The 15,529-nt window shown below is 70.8% G+C and carries 14 protein-coding genes and 2 pseudogenes; 9 read left to right on the top strand and 7 right to left on the bottom strand.

Annotated elements, in window-relative coordinates:
• The first annotated feature begins 43 nt into the window (after window positions 1-43).
• Together AB0P07_RS27235 and AB0P07_RS27240 are read left to right on the top strand one after the other, a co-directional pair.
• Window positions 44-847 carry an SAM-dependent methyltransferase gene (locus tag AB0P07_RS27235; RefSeq protein ID WP_365555153.1) on the top strand — a complete coding sequence of 268 codons (804 nt, stop codon included), beginning with the start codon at window positions 44-46 and terminating at the stop codon, window positions 845-847.
• A gap of 76 nt (window positions 848-923) precedes the next feature.
• Window positions 924-1,799, top strand: coding sequence for a glycosyltransferase (locus AB0P07_RS27240; protein WP_365555154.1), 876 nt, complete (start codon window positions 924-926; stop codon window positions 1,797-1,799).
• 91 nt (window positions 1,800-1,890) lie between these two features.
• Here AB0P07_RS27240 and AB0P07_RS27245 read toward each other — a convergent pair whose 3' ends face one another.
• Window positions 1,891-3,273, bottom strand: a complete 1,383-nt coding sequence (locus tag AB0P07_RS27245) for a cellulase family glycosylhydrolase (protein WP_365555156.1) — start codon at window positions 3,271-3,273, stop codon at window positions 1,891-1,893.
• Between the two features lie 289 nt (window positions 3,274-3,562).
• On the opposite strand from AB0P07_RS27245, the gene AB0P07_RS27250 reads away from it, so the two are divergent.
• Window positions 3,563-3,937: a hypothetical protein gene (locus AB0P07_RS27250; RefSeq protein WP_365555157.1), complete on the top strand. Its 375-nt coding sequence runs from the start codon at window positions 3,563-3,565 to the stop codon at window positions 3,935-3,937.
• Window positions 3,938-3,983: 46 nt separating this feature from the next.
• Here the strand turns inward: AB0P07_RS27250 and AB0P07_RS27255 are convergent, their stop codons facing one another.
• On the bottom strand, window positions 3,984-4,709 hold the full coding sequence (locus tag AB0P07_RS27255) for a VOC family protein (RefSeq protein ID WP_365555159.1): 726 nt from the start codon (window positions 4,707-4,709) through the stop codon (window positions 3,984-3,986).
• A 226-nt stretch (window positions 4,710-4,935) separates the two neighbouring features.
• On the opposite strand from AB0P07_RS27255, the gene AB0P07_RS27260 reads away from it, so the two are divergent.
• Window positions 4,936-5,451 carry a 2'-5' RNA ligase family protein gene (locus tag AB0P07_RS27260; RefSeq protein ID WP_365555161.1) on the top strand — a complete coding sequence of 172 codons (516 nt, stop codon included), beginning with the start codon at window positions 4,936-4,938 and terminating at the stop codon, window positions 5,449-5,451.
• 9 nt (window positions 5,452-5,460) lie between these two features.
• Window positions 5,461-6,151: pseudogene (locus AB0P07_RS27265) on the top strand (protein-lysine 6-oxidase); the annotation flags it as partial.
• Between the two features lie 82 nt (window positions 6,152-6,233).
• Here AB0P07_RS27265 and AB0P07_RS27270 read toward each other — a convergent pair.
• Window positions 6,234-7,049, bottom strand: coding sequence for a nucleotidyltransferase domain-containing protein (locus tag AB0P07_RS27270; protein WP_365555163.1), 816 nt, complete (start codon window positions 7,047-7,049; stop codon window positions 6,234-6,236).
• A 94-nt stretch (window positions 7,050-7,143) separates the two neighbouring features.
• Between AB0P07_RS27270 and AB0P07_RS27275 the strand changes: the two genes are divergently transcribed.
• A complete protein-coding gene (locus AB0P07_RS27275) occupies window positions 7,144-7,623 on the top strand; it encodes a potassium channel family protein (RefSeq protein WP_365555164.1) in 480 nt (159 codons plus the stop codon).
• 56 nt (window positions 7,624-7,679) lie between these two features.
• Entirely contained in the window at window positions 7,680-8,285 is a 606-nt protein-coding gene (locus AB0P07_RS27280) for a dihydrofolate reductase family protein (RefSeq protein ID WP_365555166.1), read from the top strand.
• Between the two features lie 20 nt (window positions 8,286-8,305).
• On the opposite strand, the gene AB0P07_RS27285 is transcribed toward AB0P07_RS27280, so the two are convergent.
• Window positions 8,306-8,452, bottom strand: coding sequence for a hypothetical protein (locus AB0P07_RS27285; RefSeq protein WP_365555168.1), 147 nt, complete (start codon window positions 8,450-8,452; stop codon window positions 8,306-8,308).
• A gap of 334 nt (window positions 8,453-8,786) precedes the next feature.
• On the opposite strand from AB0P07_RS27285, the gene AB0P07_RS27290 reads away from it, so the two are divergent.
• Window positions 8,787-10,475, top strand: a complete 1,689-nt coding sequence (locus tag AB0P07_RS27290) for a TlrC/CarA/OleB/SrmB family ABC-F type ribosomal protection protein (RefSeq protein ID WP_365555169.1) — start codon at window positions 8,787-8,789, stop codon at window positions 10,473-10,475.
• Here the strand turns inward: AB0P07_RS27290 and AB0P07_RS27295 are convergent.
• The 3 genes and pseudogenes from AB0P07_RS27295 to ctaD all read right to left on the bottom strand — a co-directional run.
• Window positions 10,436-11,067, bottom strand: a pseudogene (locus tag AB0P07_RS27295) (carboxylesterase/lipase family protein); the annotation flags it as partial. The gene AB0P07_RS27290 and the pseudogene AB0P07_RS27295 sit on opposite strands and share 40 nt — an antisense overlap.
• Window positions 11,068-11,149: 82 nt before the next feature.
• The gene (locus AB0P07_RS27300; protein WP_365555172.1) at window positions 11,150-11,524 is read right to left on the bottom strand and encodes a hypothetical protein; all 375 of its coding nucleotides are present in this window, start codon (window positions 11,522-11,524) and stop codon (window positions 11,150-11,152) included.
• The gene (gene ctaD, locus AB0P07_RS27305) at window positions 11,521-13,266 is read right to left on the bottom strand and encodes a cytochrome c oxidase subunit I (protein WP_365555174.1); all 1,746 of its coding nucleotides are present in this window, start codon (window positions 13,264-13,266) and stop codon (window positions 11,521-11,523) included. Before ctaD ends, AB0P07_RS27300 begins: the two co-directional genes overlap by 4 nt.
• Before the next feature lie 394 nt (window positions 13,267-13,660).
• On the opposite strand from ctaD, the gene AB0P07_RS27310 reads away from it, so the two are divergent.
• Window positions 13,661-15,472, top strand: coding sequence for a glycoside hydrolase family 35 protein (locus tag AB0P07_RS27310; RefSeq protein ID WP_365555176.1), 1,812 nt, complete (start codon window positions 13,661-13,663; stop codon window positions 15,470-15,472).
• Window positions 15,473-15,529: the final 57 nt, after the last annotated feature.

A 15,529-nucleotide genomic window follows, 5' to 3' on the forward strand; every position in this document is an offset into this window, starting at 1 on the left:
GCAGTTGGCCCCATGACGTGCGGCTTTGTGTGAAGCTTTGCCCATGAGTGATCCGAGTGAAGAAGTCAGGGCCAGACTGCAGACCGATCGTCCGCACTCCGCCCGTGTCTGGAACTATCTGCTGGGCGGCAAGGACAACTACCCGGTCGACAGCGACGCCGGTGAGGTCATCCTGACGACGTTTCCCGAGTTCGCGGCCGTCGCGCGGGTGCAACGACGGTTCCTGGCTCGCGCGGTGGGCTTCCTGGCCGGCGAGGCCGGTGTCCGGCAGTTCCTCGACATCGGCACGGGACTGCCCACCGCGGACAACACGCACGAGGTGGCCCAGCGCATCGCGCCGGAGAGCCGCATCGTGTACGTGGACAACGACCCACTCGTCCTCACCCACGCCCAGGCCCTGCTCACCAGCAGCCCGGAGGGCGCCTGTGCCTACGTCGACGCCGATGTACGGGACCCCGAACGGATCCTGGCCGAAGCCGCCAAGACCCTGGACCTCAGCCGCCCGGTGGCGCTGACCATGCTGGGCATCATGGGGCAGATCTCCGACGCCGAGCGTCCCGCGGAGCTGGTGAACACCCTGCTGGCGGGGCTGCCCCCGGGCAGCTACCTGGCCCTGAGCGACGGCACCAACGGCAACGAGGCGCTCAACAGGGCGGTCGAGGCCTACAACGGGCAGTCGGCCAACACCTACCACCTGCGGTCCCCGCAGGAGATCGCGGCCTTCTTCGCCGGACTGACCCCGGTGGATCCGGGAGTCGTGTCCACGGCCACCTGGCGCCCGGACACCGACCGGCCCGAGGAACCCACGGCCGACGTGTCCGTCTGCGGAGTCGCGCTCAAGCCCTGACCCGTCCCACCACCGGGGGCGGCCCGGCGTGCGGGCCGATAGGCTGCGTCACCGCGACGTCGATCGGAGTCCACCCGTGAGCCACCCTCGTCTCGGGATCGCCATCCTGACCATGGGCAACCGGCCCACCGAGTTGCGGGCGCTGCTGGACTCGGTGGCCGGGCAGACCCGGCCGGCCGCGCGCGTCGTGGTCATCGGCAACGGCAGCCCGCTGCCGGAGCTGCCCGCGGGCGTGGACGGTGTGGAACTGGAGGAGAACCTGGGCGTGTCCGGCGGCCGCAACGTGGCCGTCGAGCACCTCCGGGCGTACGGGGACGTGGACGTCGTCGTCGACCTGGACGACGACGGACTGCTCGTCGACACGTACGTGTTCCAGACGCTGGCTTCAATGTACGAGGCCGATCCACGACTGGGGATCGTGTCGTTCCGCATCGCCGACGAGCGTGGCCGCACCCAGCGCCGGCACGTTCCCCGGCTGCGGTCGAAGGACCCGCTGCGCGGTGGTGAGGTGACCACGTTCCTGGGTGGCGGACACGCGCTGTCGATGCGGATGCTGGACCGGATCGGCGGCTGGCCGGACGCCTTCTTCTTCACCCATGAGGAAACCGACCTGGCGTGGCGGGCGCTCGACGACGGGTGGCGGGTGCTGTACGAGCCGTCGCTGCTGCTGCAGCACCCCTGGACCTCACCGGCCCGGCATGCCGTGTACTACCGGATGACGGCCCGCAACCGGGTGTGGCTGGCCCAACGGCACCTGCCGGCGCCGTTGGTACCGGCCTACCTCGCGGCGTGGACCCTGCTGACCCTGGCGCGGACCCGTTCGTGGAGCGGTCTGCGGGCATGGGCGGCCGGGTTCGCCGAAGGGGTCCGGGTGCCCGGCGGCCCGCGTCGGCCGATGCGGTGGGCGACCGTGGCCCGGATGACGCGTCTGGGCCGCCCTCCGGTCGTCTGACCGCCCTGCCGGCCGGGGGCCGGCGGCTTCGGAAGGCTGAGGCTTCCGGCCAGGGGCGGGGCTCCGGACGGGTCCGGGGCCCCGCCGCGGGTCAGCTCGTCGGGAAGTTGTCGGCGGTGCTGATCCGGCTCTTCAGCAGCGTGCCGGACTCGGTCAGCACCGCGCTGCTGCTGAAGTCGGAACCGTTGCAGGTGCCCGGCTTGAACGCGGCGCTGCCCTCGTCGGCGTCGGAGAACGTCCAGTTCGCATAGCTGATCTTCAGCTGGTCGAGCAGGTCCAGCCATGCGATGCTGCTCGCCCGGTCCACCGCGCCTCCGCCGGTGGCGCTCACCGTGCCGAACTCGGTGACGAACAGGGGCAGCCGTGAGGCCGCTCGGCTCACCGTCGCCCGGTAGTTGTCCTTGTGGCTCGCCGCGTAGAAGTGGAACGCGTACATGATGTTGGTCGCGTTCACGGGGTTGTTGACCACCTCGCTCTCGTTCGCGCCGTCCGAGACGCCCAGCGAGGACCAGCCGCGGGTGCCGACGATCACGACGGCGTCCGGGTCGGCGGCCCGGATGACCGGGATGACCTGCTCGGCGTAGTTCTTGACGGCCGCCCAGCTCACGCCGTTGGGCTCGTTGGCGATCTCGTAGATCACGTTCTTCTTGTCCGCGTTGCGCGCCGCGACGGAGGAGAAGAACGTCTTGGCCCGGTCGAGGTTGTAGTTCGGGTCGCCCGGCGTGAGCGTATGGAAGTCGATCAACGCGTACATGCCCCGCGCCTCGGCCATGTCGACCAGGTGGTTCACCTGGCGGGTGAACCCTTCCGGGTCGGTCTCGTAGCCGTCCTCCTGTACGTACATGGCCACGCGGAGCAGGTCCGACTTCCAGTCGTCGGCGAGCGCGTCCAGGGACGCGTCGCCGTAGCACGGGCCGAACCACTGGATGCCGTGCGTGCTCATGCCGCGCAGTTGGATGGGACGGTCGTACTGGTTGCACAGGTGCACGCCACAGACGTGCAGTTGCCCGTTGACGTCGGTGGGGGTGCCGGTCGCGGGCGGGTCGGTCGGGGGGTCCGTCGGGTCGGTGACGGATCCCGTGCAGGCCACGCCGTTGAGACTGAAGGACGTGGGCGCCGGGTTGGATCCCGTGAAGGCTCCGACGAAGCCCAGGTCTGCCGACGCCCCCGTGGCCAGTGTGCGGTTCCAGTCGACTGCGGCGGCGGTGACCGCGGAACCCGACTGCGACCAGGTGGCGTTCCAGCCCTGGACGACCTTCTGGCCGGCGTGCGGCATCGTGAACCCGAGCGTCCAGTCGCTGACGGGATCACCCAGGTTCGTGACCTTCACGCCGGCCTGGAAACCGCCCGCCCACTGACTGGTGATCGTGTACTCCGCCGTGCAACCGGTGGTCGCCTGGGCCGGGGGCCCGGCGAGCACAGTGAGACCGACGACCGATGCGCCGGTCGCGAGTAGGGCCAGAATGCGTTTCAACGCCAACCTCCTTCGTTGATGTGCGCATGACAGATGACAAGACGTATGGGAGCGCTCCCAAAAGGCCTTCGGCCGGAGACCGTACACCCGTGTGCCGATGTGCAACAGGCGTGGCGCCGTCGAACCCTTCCGCGTCGGCCACCACTTTCGGCCATCACGACACGGCCCCTCCGGCCGGCTGCGCGCGGCAGCGTCGGCCCGGGCCCCGCCGGTACGCAGGCGTAAGACGGTGTAGGTTCCTTGAGCCAGGGGGCGTCGAACGAATCAAGGTCCAGCCGGGGGAGACGCGGTGCGCACACTCAGAACAGCACTGCTGCCGACGCTCGCCCTGCTCGTGCTGACGGCCGCGTGTTCCTCCTCCGACGGCGAGGACGAGCAGCTCCTGACCGTCCGGCAGGAGAAGTACTGCCGACAGCTCGGGGTGTGGCAGAAGGCTCGCGACGCCACACGGACGACCGAGGCCGAGTCGTCCGGGTACGACGAGGTCGAGGGCCTCGCACAGATCGCCCTCCTCACGGTGCGACCTCTGCGGGACGAGTCACTCGGAGAAGGTCGCACGCTGGGGGAGGCGACAGCCCAGGCCATGGACAACGGTGACTCGGCGGCGGAGGGACGTCTTGTCGAGTACTGTGCGGACGTCGGCTTCGAGACGCTGACACGCTGAGGCCGCCAGAGGATCTGACGGGCCGCTGCCGAACACCTACGGCACTTCAGCCGACGCGTCGCACCGTGAACTCGTTGCCGTCCGGGTCGAGCATGAAGGCCCGGCCGCGGTCCCACTCACCGGCACCGGCGGCGTGCTTCGCCCCGAGCGCGAGCAGACGATCGGTCTCCGCCTCGAAGTCGGCGTCGACGGGGAGCGCGAGTTCGAGTTGGAGCCGGTTGGTGCCGGACTTCGGCGCCACCGGGGGACCACCCCAGGTGATCTTGGTGCCGCCGGCCGGGGACTGGATCGCGGTCTCCTGGTCCTGGTCCCAGACCAGCGGCCACCGCAGCGCCTCACTCCAGAAATAGCCGACTTCCTGAGTGCCGTCACAAGCCAGGGCTCCGACGGTGCCGGTGCCGGCCAGGAAGTCGTTGCCCGCCGCGATGACGCAGAACTCGTTGCCGTCCGGATCGGCGAGCACCACGTGCCCCTCTTCCGGGAGTTGGCCCACGTCGATGTGTGTGCCGCCCAGTCGCAGCGCCCTGGCCACCGTCCGCTGCTGGTCTTCCGGGGACGTGCTCGTGAGGTCGAAGTGCGCCCGGTTCTGGCCGGTCTTGGGTGTTGCGTCCGGCAGGAACCGGATACGGAACCCGGCGCCGTCCGGAGGCAGCACGGCGAGGTCGTCGCCCGCATCGGTGGCCAACTCCCAGCCCAGAACGCCGGACCAGAAGCGCGCCAGGTCCGCGGGCAGGGAGGTGTGGAAGCAGATCGCGAACAGTTGACTGGTCATACGCCGCTCAATCTCGATCCATCACGTTGATCCATGACGTTCCTATCCGGAACTCCGGCCCAGGAGAGGCCCATGCGGTGACACGCCCGCCCCCTGCCGCGCAGCCTAGGGGTGTCCGCCTCGTATGCGCATCCGACTTTCCGGCACGTGACCCGGACCGGCGTCCCGCCCGAAAGCCGTAGGGTCGGACCGAGCATGGGACGACGAGGCGCGGGGGAGGAACACGGTGGCCCGGACCGGGACGACGGCGGTGCTGGCGCTGGTGCCGGACGCCGAGCCGCTGTTGCGGTCGGCCGCCGAGGTGGACGGGGCGGCGGTGCGGCCGGACGTGCCCGCGCACGCCGCGCTGCTCTACCCCTGGCTGCCCGCCGACGAGGTGGGGGAGCCGGAGCTGCACCGGCTGCGGGCTGCCCTGCCGGCCGGCCCGATCCCCGTCATTCTGGCCGAGGTCGAGCAAACCGGCGGCTTCGTCGGTGTCCCGGTGCCCGGACTGAGCCAGGTGGCCGACGCCGTGCGCACGGCGTTTCCGGCGCAGGTGCCCTACGGAGGCCGGTTCGGCACTCGCCCGCCGGTGCACGTCACCGTGGCCCTGGACGTGGCCCCGCAAGCCGCCGCCGTCATCGCCCGCCGCACCGCCGCCGCGCTGCCCATCACGGCGGTGATCAGCGCCTTGCACGTGGTCGGCCTCACGCCCACCGGCTGGCGGGTTCTCGCCGAACTGCCGCTCGGGCAGCGGCAGTAGAGGCACGCACGGTCGGCCGCGTCCCGGTCCGCGACGGCGAACGAGCACTCCGGTCACGTGGCCGCGCACCCGGCCCCGGACGTGCACGCGGACCACGGGCCGGGGCACGCCCCGACACCCGCCCAGGCCGCCGCGCCGGTCACGAGCGGGGCGCGTCCCTCGTACAACGTGGGCCACGGACCGCTCAGGGCGGCGCCGCCCGCCCTGCCGTGGGCGCTGAAGAAGAAGCAGGCCGCGCGCTCCCTGCCGGTCGGTGACAAGGGGGGCCAGACCGACGGCTCCCGCAAGGCCCTGGCGCTCCAGCCGCCGGCGAAGCGGCCCACCGGCAAGGCCTCCGTCCCGGACGTCCCCAAGCCCGACCTGCGTTCGCTGCCGGCCTTACGGCATCGTCGTCAGCGCCGGGGAGTAGGACATCCCCGGCAAGGACTACCTGGCCTTCAGCGCCAACGTGTGGAACGCCGGTCCGGCGCAACTGGTGGTCGACGGCTTCCGGTCGCCCGGCAAGGCCAGGATGGACGCGTACCAGTACTTCTACGACGCCAAGGGCAAGCAGGTCGGGTACACCCCGACCTGCACCATGGAGTGGGACCCGCGTCCGGGGCACGTGCACTGGCACTTCACCGACTTCGCCAGCTACCGGCTGCTGAAGGCGGACAAGAAGGAGGCCGTGCGCAGCGGCAAGGAGGCCTTCTGCCTGGCCAGGCGCCGGCGCCCCGGGCCGAAGCGCCGACGGCCACCAGCGGGTGGCCGTCGGCTCCGGCGCGGCCTCGACCGTGCCCTGGTCACCCGGCCCGCTCGCCGCACACCTCGGCGACCAGCCCGTCGGCGTCGTCCAGCGCGGCAGCGAGCGCGTCCGGCGCCGTACCGAGCACGGAGAACAGCGCGTGCGCCCGCCCGGCGAAGTCCGCGGGGGCACCGGGAAGCTCCGCGGCGGCCCGCACCGCGCCCTTTTCGTTGAGCACCCAGCGCCCGGCATGAGCGTGGAGCGCGTGCACGAGGAGGCCGACCGCACGGAAGAGGCAGCCGGCGACGTAGAAGGTGTCACCGCGGGCGGCCCCCTTGCGCGCGCCGGCCAGGATGAACGGAGCCTCCCACCGGGCGTTGTGGATGAGCGCCCGGCGCAGCGGCTCCGGATAGACGCGGGTCTGCTCCCGCAGGGCTCGAAGCTCGCCACTGGGATCGGCGAGAACGCGTCCCAGGGCGACCTCACCGGCGTAGGCGTGGGAGTACACCCCCAGAGGATGGCCCGGCTGGGCGCCGACCTCGAACTGCCCGGCCCGGCACTGCCGCCAGACGCGGTGCACCCGGTCCATGTCGCGGTAGATCCAGTCGACGCGATGTCCGTCGACGGTCAGCCAGCCACCCCCGTCGACCCACGGCCCCCAGCCGCCCGGCTCGGTGACCTCGACCGCCCCGCCGGTCAGCTCGGCCGCCAGCAGACGCAGAGCGGCGGTGTCCAGCGGCGGCCGGTAGTACAGGCCCAGGTCGTAGTCGGAGCCGGGGTCGTGCGTCCCCGTCGCCCGGCTGCCTCCCAGGCACACCGCGACGACGCCCCCGACGCCGACCAGTCGATTCGCGATCTCCACCAAGCGATCCACGAGCCACAGTCTGCTGCGGAGAGCCGCCGGACGCGACCGATTTACGACCCGCACCGGCGCGTTGCCGCACCGTCGTCCCGGCCGGTGGCGGAGCATGTCACCCATGCTGTCCGGACTCCTGGCCAGATTGGTCAAACTGCTGCTCGGGCGCCACAGCAGTGCGCTCCACTGGAGGGCCGCGTGCGCCGCGACGGTCGCCCTGGCGGTCGTACTCCTCGCGGGTTCGTACGGCGCCGTCCTCGCCGAGCGCGGCGCGCCGGGGGCGCAGCTGACCACGTATCCGAGGGCCCTGTGGTGGTCCGTGGAGACCGCGACGACCGTCGGCTACGGCGATCTGTATCCCGTGACCCTGTGGGGACGGCTCGTGGCCGTGGTGGTGATGGTCGCCGGGATCACCGCCTTCGGCCTGGTCACCGCCGCGCTGGCCACCTGGTTCGTCGGAAGGGAACAGGAGCGCCGGGGCCACCTGGTGCGCCACACCGAGCGGGCCGCCGAGGAGGTGTACACGCAGACGACCCGAGCGCTGCACGAGCGTTTCGACCGGCTGGAGCGGATGCTCGACGACCACCGATGAGTTTCCGGCGACCGCGCGGTCCGCCCGTCGTACACGCCCGACGAAGGGAGCGCACCATGCGCAAGGTCATCGTTTGCACGTTCCTGACGCTGGACGGCGTCATGCAGGCGCCGGGCGGTCCGGACGAGGACGCCGAGAGCGGCTTCCGGCACGGCGGCTGGCAGAAGCCGGTGGACGACGACGAGGTCGGCGCGGCCGTCGCCGCCTGGTACGAGCAGTCCGACGCGATGCTGCTGGGCCGCAAGACGTACGACATCTTCGCGTCGTACTGGCCGACCGCCGATCCCGGCAACCCGTTCACCCGGCGGATGAACAGCATGCGGAAGTACGTGGCCTCCCGGACCCTGACGTCCGTCGCGTGGCAGAACTCCACGCTGCTGGAGGGCGACGTCGCCGATGCCGTACGCGAGCTGAAGGCGTCCGAGGGCGGCAACGTGAACGTCGTCGGCAGCGGCGACCTCGCCCAGACCCTCATGCGTCACGGTCTCGTCGACGAGTACCGGCTGACCATCCATCCGGTGATCATCGGGACCGGCAAGCGGCTGTTCGCCGACGGAACGATTCCCACCGCGCTGGAGCCGGTCAGCGTCTCGACCACGAAGGGCGGCACCGTCGTCGGCGTCTACCGGCCGAACGGCGAGCCCGGCTACGACACTTACTAGGCCCGGGGGCCTCGTGCGGTTCACAACTCCGCGCGAGGCCGCTCCGGGGTGAGGTAGTGCACCCGGGTCCGGTCGGCGTGCGGGATCAGCAGGTTTCGCAGGTCACCCGCGGCGGTCTCGACGAGGTGCCCGTCGGCGGTGGCGCGGAGGGACGCGGTCGTCCTCACCCCGACGCCCCTTTCCGGGGCTCCGGCAACAGGCCGCCCCGGTACGCAGGCGAGAGGGAGTCGCCCATCCACCACCCGGCTGCGGAAACGGCCGTAGGGACACGACCGCCCGGGACGGGCCACCGAGCCCGCCCATGCCCCACCGGAAAACAAGGCGAGACGTATCGTCTTGCCAATGGGGTCGTCCTGGCGTACCGTCCTCCCCATGGGTTCCCTGTGAGATCACCGGCGCCGACGGCGTAGAGCACCGCTCCGCCGTCGCAGCGCCTCGCCGTGCAGCCATCCACCCCGATCCGGCCGGGCCACCACGGGCGCGGCCAGGAGGGACCCGACCTTGCACACCTCACAACTCACCCTGAGTCACGTCACCAAGCGCTACCCGGGCCGCACCGTTCTGGACCAGGTCTCCTTCTCCCTGAAACCGGGTGAGAAAGCCGGACTGATCGGTGACAACGGCGCCGGCAAGTCCACCCTCCTCAGGATCCTCGCAGGCCGGGAGCGCCCCGACAGCGGTGAGGCGACGGTGACCTCCGCCGGCGGGATCGGCTACCTGCCGCAGACCCTCCCGCTACCCCCAACGGCAACCGTCCAGGACGCCGTAGATTTGGCCCTCGCAAACCTGCGGGCCCTGGAGGCCGAACTGCGCCGGGCCGAGCAGACGCTGGGCGAGGATGAAGCCCCGGCCGCACTCGCGGCCTACGCCGTGCTCCTCGCGCGCTACGAGGCCCGGGGCGGCTACGACGCCGACCGCCGCGTGGACACCGCCCTGCACCACCTCGGCCTGCCGGGGCTCCGCCGTGAACGCCGGCTCGGCACCCTCTCCGGCGGCGAACGCTCCCGTCTGGCGCTGGCCGGCGTCCTCGCCGGCCGCCCGGAGACCCTGCTCCTGGACGAGCCGACCAACGACTTGGACGACCACGCCGTGCAATGGCTGGAGGGGCAACTGCGGGCGCACCCCGGCACGGTGCTCGTGGTCACCCACGACCGTGTCTTCCTGGAGCGCCTGACCACCACGGTGCTGGAGGCCGAGGCGGGGAGCGTCACCCGCTACGGCGACGGATACCCGGGCTACCGCACGGCGAAGGCGGCGGAGCGCCGCCGACGGCTCCAGGAGTACGAGGAGTGGCGGTCCGAGCTGGCTCGCAACGAGGACCTGGCCGTCTGCCACGCCGCCCGCCTCAACGCCATTCCGCGCAAGGTGTCCCCGGCCAACTTCGGCCACGGCGGCTTCCGGGCCCGAGGCCGCGCACACGGAGTGATGGCCCGCATCCGCAACGCGCGCGAGCGGGTCGAGCGACTGACCGACAACCCGGTGGCGCCGCCGCCGGACCCGCTCGCCTTCACGGCGCGGGTGCGGACGGCGGAGGGCTTCGCGACGGACACCGGGACCGCTTGCGCGGAGCTGCCCGCCGTACGGTTGTCGGGCGTACACGTGGGTGACCGCCTGTGCGTGGGGTCCCTCGCCCTCGGCCGCCGGGGCCGCCTTCTCGTCACCGGCCCCAACGGCGCCGGCAAGACGACGCTGCTGAAGCTGCTCGCCGGTGAAGTACGGCCGGACGAGGGCTTGGTGCGGGTGCCGGGCCGGGTGGGTCGTCTGCGCCAGGAGGAGACGCCGTGGCCGCCGGACCTGAGGGTGGTCGAGGCGTTCGGGAGGGGCCGGGTGGGTGGTCCCGACGAGCACGGCGCCGCCCTGCTCGCCCTGGGCCTGTTCCGTCCGGCGGAACTACGCTTGCGCATGGGCGAGTTGTCGTACGGTCAGCGCCGCCGCGTGGATCTGGCGCGGCTGGTTTCGGAGCCCGCCGATCTCCTGCTGCTCGACGAGCCGACGAACCACCTGTCACCGGCGCTGGTCGAGCAACTGGAGGAGGCGTTGACCGAGTTCCCGGGCGCGATCGTGCTGGTCACGCATGATCGCGCGCTACGGGCCCGGTTCCGGGGCGACCATCTGGAACTGCCGGAGACCGTGGCTCGCCCCGGGACGCCTCACGGATGCAGGAGGGGGAATTCGGCCTTGGCCCAATGAGTCCGGAGATCGGCCGTGAGATGATCACATGGGTCGGCGTGGCCGCCGGTCGTCCACGTCCTGACCTCGGTGCACGTCCTGACCTCGGTGGTGTAGTCGCCGACGGGTGACCAGCCCGGGCTGCCGGTGCCCGCGAAGTCCGCCCAGGCGCGCAGCTCACGGCGTGCCAGCGTCCGGTCCGCAGGGGCGGGTGCCCCGCCGATGAGAGAGGACAGGCGTTCGTCGTCCAGGTTGCCGAAGGCGAACGGAACGTCTGCACAGTGCCGGACACGCACGACTCCTCGCGCGTCGGCGCGTCGCCGGTCGAAACGGGACAGGAAGGCCCGGCCGCCGGTCCGGGCGTGGCGTTCGGCGAGCCGGTTGCCGTACTCACCGGACATCAGATCGCCGTAGACGGCGAGGTGGACGTCGAGCACCGGGGCCTGGGGCATCGCGGCGCGGTAGCCGGCCCCAGGCCGCCGGTCAGCCCGAAGTCGTCGGCGAAGCGGGCGAGCTGCTCTTCGGTGGTGACCTTCGCGCTGCTGCCGACGGCGTCGAGCAGCCAGTACTCCTCCGTGGTGTGACAGACCAGCAGGTCCGCCCTTTCCCGGGACCAACACCCGGATCACCCGCATCGACGCACCGGTGATGTCGATTCCCGCACGGGGCGGACGGGTTCGAGCCCAGCGCCGCGGCTACCGCAGCCAGATCCAGGCCATGACGTGCAGTCCCGTGGCGGACGCCAGCGCGACCGAGACCCAGCCCGCGTGCCGCCTGAGCAGGGCGCGGCGGAGTTGGAGATAGCGCCCCTCGTACTCCTGGCGCAACTCTCCGGCCCGTTTCACCGTCGCGCTGAGCATGGCCCGCACCAAAGTGATCCGATGGTCGACATAGTGCCGTGTGAAGTCCTCGGCCTGGGCCGTGGTCATCCACGGCATCCGGTCGCACAGCGCCCGTGCCTCGGCCCGGGCTTCGTCGTAGTAGGCCTGCGCCCGCAGAAATCCCTCCGCCTGCGTGGCGATGGTCGCGGCGTCGCCCACGGGCGGGCGCGGGTGCCGACCGCCGGTCATGACCGTTCGCCTTCGTGGCCCGCCGCGTCCATGACGTCACGCTGGCCGGTGTTCTCCTTCTGGTCCAGTGACGTGAGGTCGAAGTGGTGCAGGTCGAAGGCGGGCGACTCGGAGCGGATGCGGGGCATGGTGCAGAAGTTGTGCCGCGGCGGCGGGCAGGAGGTCGCCCACTCCAGCGAACGGCTGTAGCCCCACGGGTCGTCCACGCCGACCGGCTTGCCGTACTTGGCCGTCTTCCACACGTTGTACAGGAACGGGAGCATGGACAGGCCCAGCAGGAACGAAGCGATGCTCGAGATCGTGTTGAGGGCGGTGAAGCCGTCGGCCGCCAGGTAGTCCGCGTAACGGCGGGGCATGCCCTCGGCGCCCAGCCAGTGCTGGACGAGGAAGGTGCCGTGGAAGCCGACGAACAGCGTCCAGAACGTGATCTTGCCGAGGCGCTCGTCGAGCATCTTGCCGGTGAACTTGGGCCACCAGAAGTGGAAGCCGGCGAACATCGCGAACACCACGGTGCCGAACACCACGTAGTGGAAGTGCGCCACCACGAAGTACGAGTCGGAGACGTGGAAGTCCAGCGGCGGCGAGGCCAGGATGATGCCGGTCAGCCCGCCGAAGAGGAAGGTGATCAGGAAGCCGGTGGACCACAGCATCGGTGTCTCGAAGGACAGCGAGCCCTTCCACATGGTGCCGATCCAGTTGAAGAACTTCACACCGGTCGGGACCGCGATCAGGAAGGTCATGAAGGAGAAGAACGGCAGCAGTACGCCGCCCGTGACGAACATGTGGTGGGCCCACACCGTCACCGACAGACCCGCGATCGCGATCGTCGCGCCGACCAGACCCATGTAGCCGAAGACCGGCTTGCGGGAGAAGACCGGCAGGATCTCTGTGACGATGCCGAAGAACGGCAGCGCGATGATGTACACCTCCGGATGCCCGAAGAACCAGAACAGGTGCTGCCACAGCAACGCTCCGCCGTTGGACGAGTCGAAGATGTGGGCACCGAACTTCCGGTCGGCCTCCAGCGCGAACAGGGCCGCGGCCAGCACCGGGAAGGCGAACAGGACCAGCACGGCGGTCAGCAGCACGTTCCAGGTGAAGATCGGCATGCGGAACATGGTCATGCCCGGCGCACGCATGGAGACGATCGTGGTGATGAAGTTGACCGAGCCGAGGATGGTGCCGAAGCCGGAGAAGGCCAGACCCATGATCCACAGGTCACCGCCGATCCCGGGCGAGTGCTCCGCGTTGGACAGCGGGTTGTAGGCGAACCAGCCGAAGTCGGCGGCACCGTTCGGGGTCAGGAACCCGGCCACCGCGATGAGCGAGCCGAACAGGTACAGCCAGTAGGCGAACATGTTCAGCCGGGGGAAGGCGACGTCCGGCGCGCCGATCTGCAGCGGCATGATCCAGTTGGTGAAGCCGGCGAACAGCGGCGTCGCGAACACCAGCAGCATGATCGTGCCGTGCATCGTGAACGCCTGGTTGAACTGCTCGTTGGAGAGGATCTGCAGTCCCGGCCGGGCCAGCTCGGCGCGCATGAAGAGCGCCATCACGCCGCCGATCAGGAAGAACGCGAACGACGTCGCCAGGTACAGGGTGCCGATCGTCTTGTGGTCCGTGGTCGTCAACCACTTGATCACTACGTTGCCGGGCGTCTTGCGCGCAAGAGGCAGTTCGTCCGCGTAATGTTCGCCAGCTGCGGGGCTGTGAGGCCCTTCGACGGTGGTCACAGCGAGCATGCCTCCAGATACTTTGCGTCAGGTTACGACGGGCATTCTCGTTGCGCGAAGCGCAGCGTGACGCTGAAGGCAAATGACACGCGGGACGGCGCGGGCTCATTGCACTCGAACGGGCCAGCGGTGCATTCGGCGGCCGTCGGAGTGCACCCCCTCGACCGCGGCCCCCGGGCGTCTCTCCGCAACAGGACGCGGAAGCCCCCTCGGCCCGTCGGCCGTGGGCGGGTGCGAGCTCGGCACAGCGTTGGCATCGATAACATTCTCTGCCATAGTTCCCGCTATACACGGGCGATAAGCCTTGCGAGCATCGATAACATACCGAGAGCCTGTACGCAGTGATCACCTTCCTCGCGCTCCAGAGTTTCCGGCGCGCGGGCATGACCGCTGGAGCCGTCAAGTGACCACCTCCTCTCCGGCTGCTTCCCCGTCGGCCACCCTGACCCACGCCGACGGCACTTTGCTGCGGAACGGGCGCCCGCACCGCCTCCTGGCGGGCTCGCTGCACTACTTCCGGGTCCATCCCGGCCACTGGGCCGACCGGCTCCGACGGCTGGCCGCCCTCGGCCTGAACACCGTCGACACCTACGTCCCGTGGAACTTCCACGAGCGCACCGAGGGCGACATCCGTTTCGACGGCCCGCGCGACCTGGCCGGTTTCGTCCGGCTGGCCCAGGAGGAGGGGCTGGACGTCGTGGTGCGGCCGGGCCCCTACATCTGCGCCGAGTGGGACAACGGCGGTCTGCCCGCCTGGCTGACCGGGACCCCAGGGATGCGGCTGCGCACCTCCCACGGCCCGTTCCTGGAGGCGGTCGACCGCTGGTTCGACGAGCTGATCCCGCGGGTCGCGGACCTCCAGGCCGGCCGGGGCGGACCGGTCGTGGCCGTGCAGATCGAGAACGAGTACGGCAGCTACGGCGACGACCACGCCTATGTCCGCCACGTGCGGGACGCCCTCGTCGCCCGGGGCGTCACCGAACTGCTCTACACGGCCGACGGACCCACCGCGCTGATGCAGGACGGTGGCGCCCTGCCCGGCCACCTGGCGGCGGCGACCTTCGGCTCACGCCCCCGCCAGGTGGCGGAACTGCTGCGCTCCCGCCGTCCCGGGGAGCCCTTCTTCTGCGCGGAGTTCTGGAACGGCTGGTTCGACCACTGGGGCGAGAAGCACCACGTCCGGCCGGCGGCCGGCGCGGCTCAGACCGTCGGCGACATCCTCGACGAGGGCGGCTCGGTGAGCCTGTACATGGCGCACGGCGGCACCAACTTCGGCCTGTGGGCGGGTGCCAACCACGACGGCGACCGCATCCGGCCCACCGTGACCAGCTACGACTCGGACGCCCCCATCGCCGAGAACGGCGCGCTGACACCCAAGTTCTTCGCCCTGCGGGAGAAACTGACCGCGCTGGACGGCTCGGGACCCCCACGCCCGCTGCCGGCCGAACCACCTGTGCTGACACCCCGCGAACTTCCGGTGACCCGGCACGCGGCCCTGCTCGGCGCGCTGCGCGCGACGGCGGAACCGGTGCGCGCACCACTGCCACTGAGCTTCGAGGAACTCGCCCTGGACTCCGGCCTGGTGCTCTACGAAGCCCAACCGCTGCTGCCGCCGGGCAACCACGAACTGACCGTCACCGGCCTGCACGACCGCGCCCAGGTGTACGTCGACGACGCACCGGTTGCCGTACTGGACGAGGAGACGGCCTCGTTCACCGTCCCCGGAAACGGAGCACGCGTCCGGCTGGCGCTGCTGGTGGAGAACCAGGGACGGATCAACTACGGCCCGCTGCTGGGACGGCGCAAGGGCATTCTCGGCGGCGTAAGGGTGGAGCGGCGGCTGGTCCACGGCTGGACGATGCGTCCGCTGCCACTCGACCGGTGGACGTCGCAGGACGTCGCCCGCCTCGCGGCGGCGGCCCCGTCGGACGGCCGGGCCGGTTTCGCCACCGCCGTCCTGTCCGTGGCCGAGCCCGCGGACGCCTGGGTCGCCCTGCCCGGCTTCGGCAAGGGCTTTCTCTGGGTCAACGACGCCCTGCTGGGCCGCTACTGGGAGATCGGCCCGCAGACCACCCTCTATCTGCCCGGCCCGCTCCTGCACCCCGGTGACAACACGCTGACCGTGCTGGAACTCGAACGCCTCGGCGACCGCGTCACCCTGCACGACCGCCCCGACCTCGGGCCGCCGGAGGAATACGTGGAGACCTTCGACTGACGTCTGCGCGCACGGCAAGGTGCGGCCCGCTCCTCGGGGCGGGCCGCACACGGTCGT

It is taken from the genome of Streptomyces sp. NPDC085944 (genome assembly GCF_040686295.1).
Classification (GTDB): Bacteria; Actinomycetota; Actinomycetes; order Streptomycetales; family Streptomycetaceae; genus Streptomyces; species Streptomyces salinarius.

Coding starts and splice junctions, on each gene's coding strand:
- AB0P07_RS27235 (WP_365555153.1), top strand. CDS start 44: ATGAGTGATCCGAGTGAAGAAGTCAGGGCCAGACTGCAGACCGATCGT.
- AB0P07_RS27255 (WP_365555159.1), bottom strand. CDS start 4,709: ATGACCAGTCAACTGTTCGCGATCTGCTTCCACACCTCCCTGCCCGCG.
- AB0P07_RS27275 (WP_365555164.1), top strand. CDS start 7,144: ATGTCACCCATGCTGTCCGGACTCCTGGCCAGATTGGTCAAACTGCTG.
- AB0P07_RS27280 (WP_365555166.1), top strand. CDS start 7,680: ATGCGCAAGGTCATCGTTTGCACGTTCCTGACGCTGGACGGCGTCATG.
- AB0P07_RS27300 (WP_365555172.1), bottom strand. CDS start 11,524: ATGACCGGCGGTCGGCACCCGCGCCCGCCCGTGGGCGACGCCGCGACC.
- ctaD (WP_365555174.1), bottom strand. CDS start 13,266: ATGCTCGCTGTGACCACCGTCGAAGGGCCTCACAGCCCCGCAGCTGGC.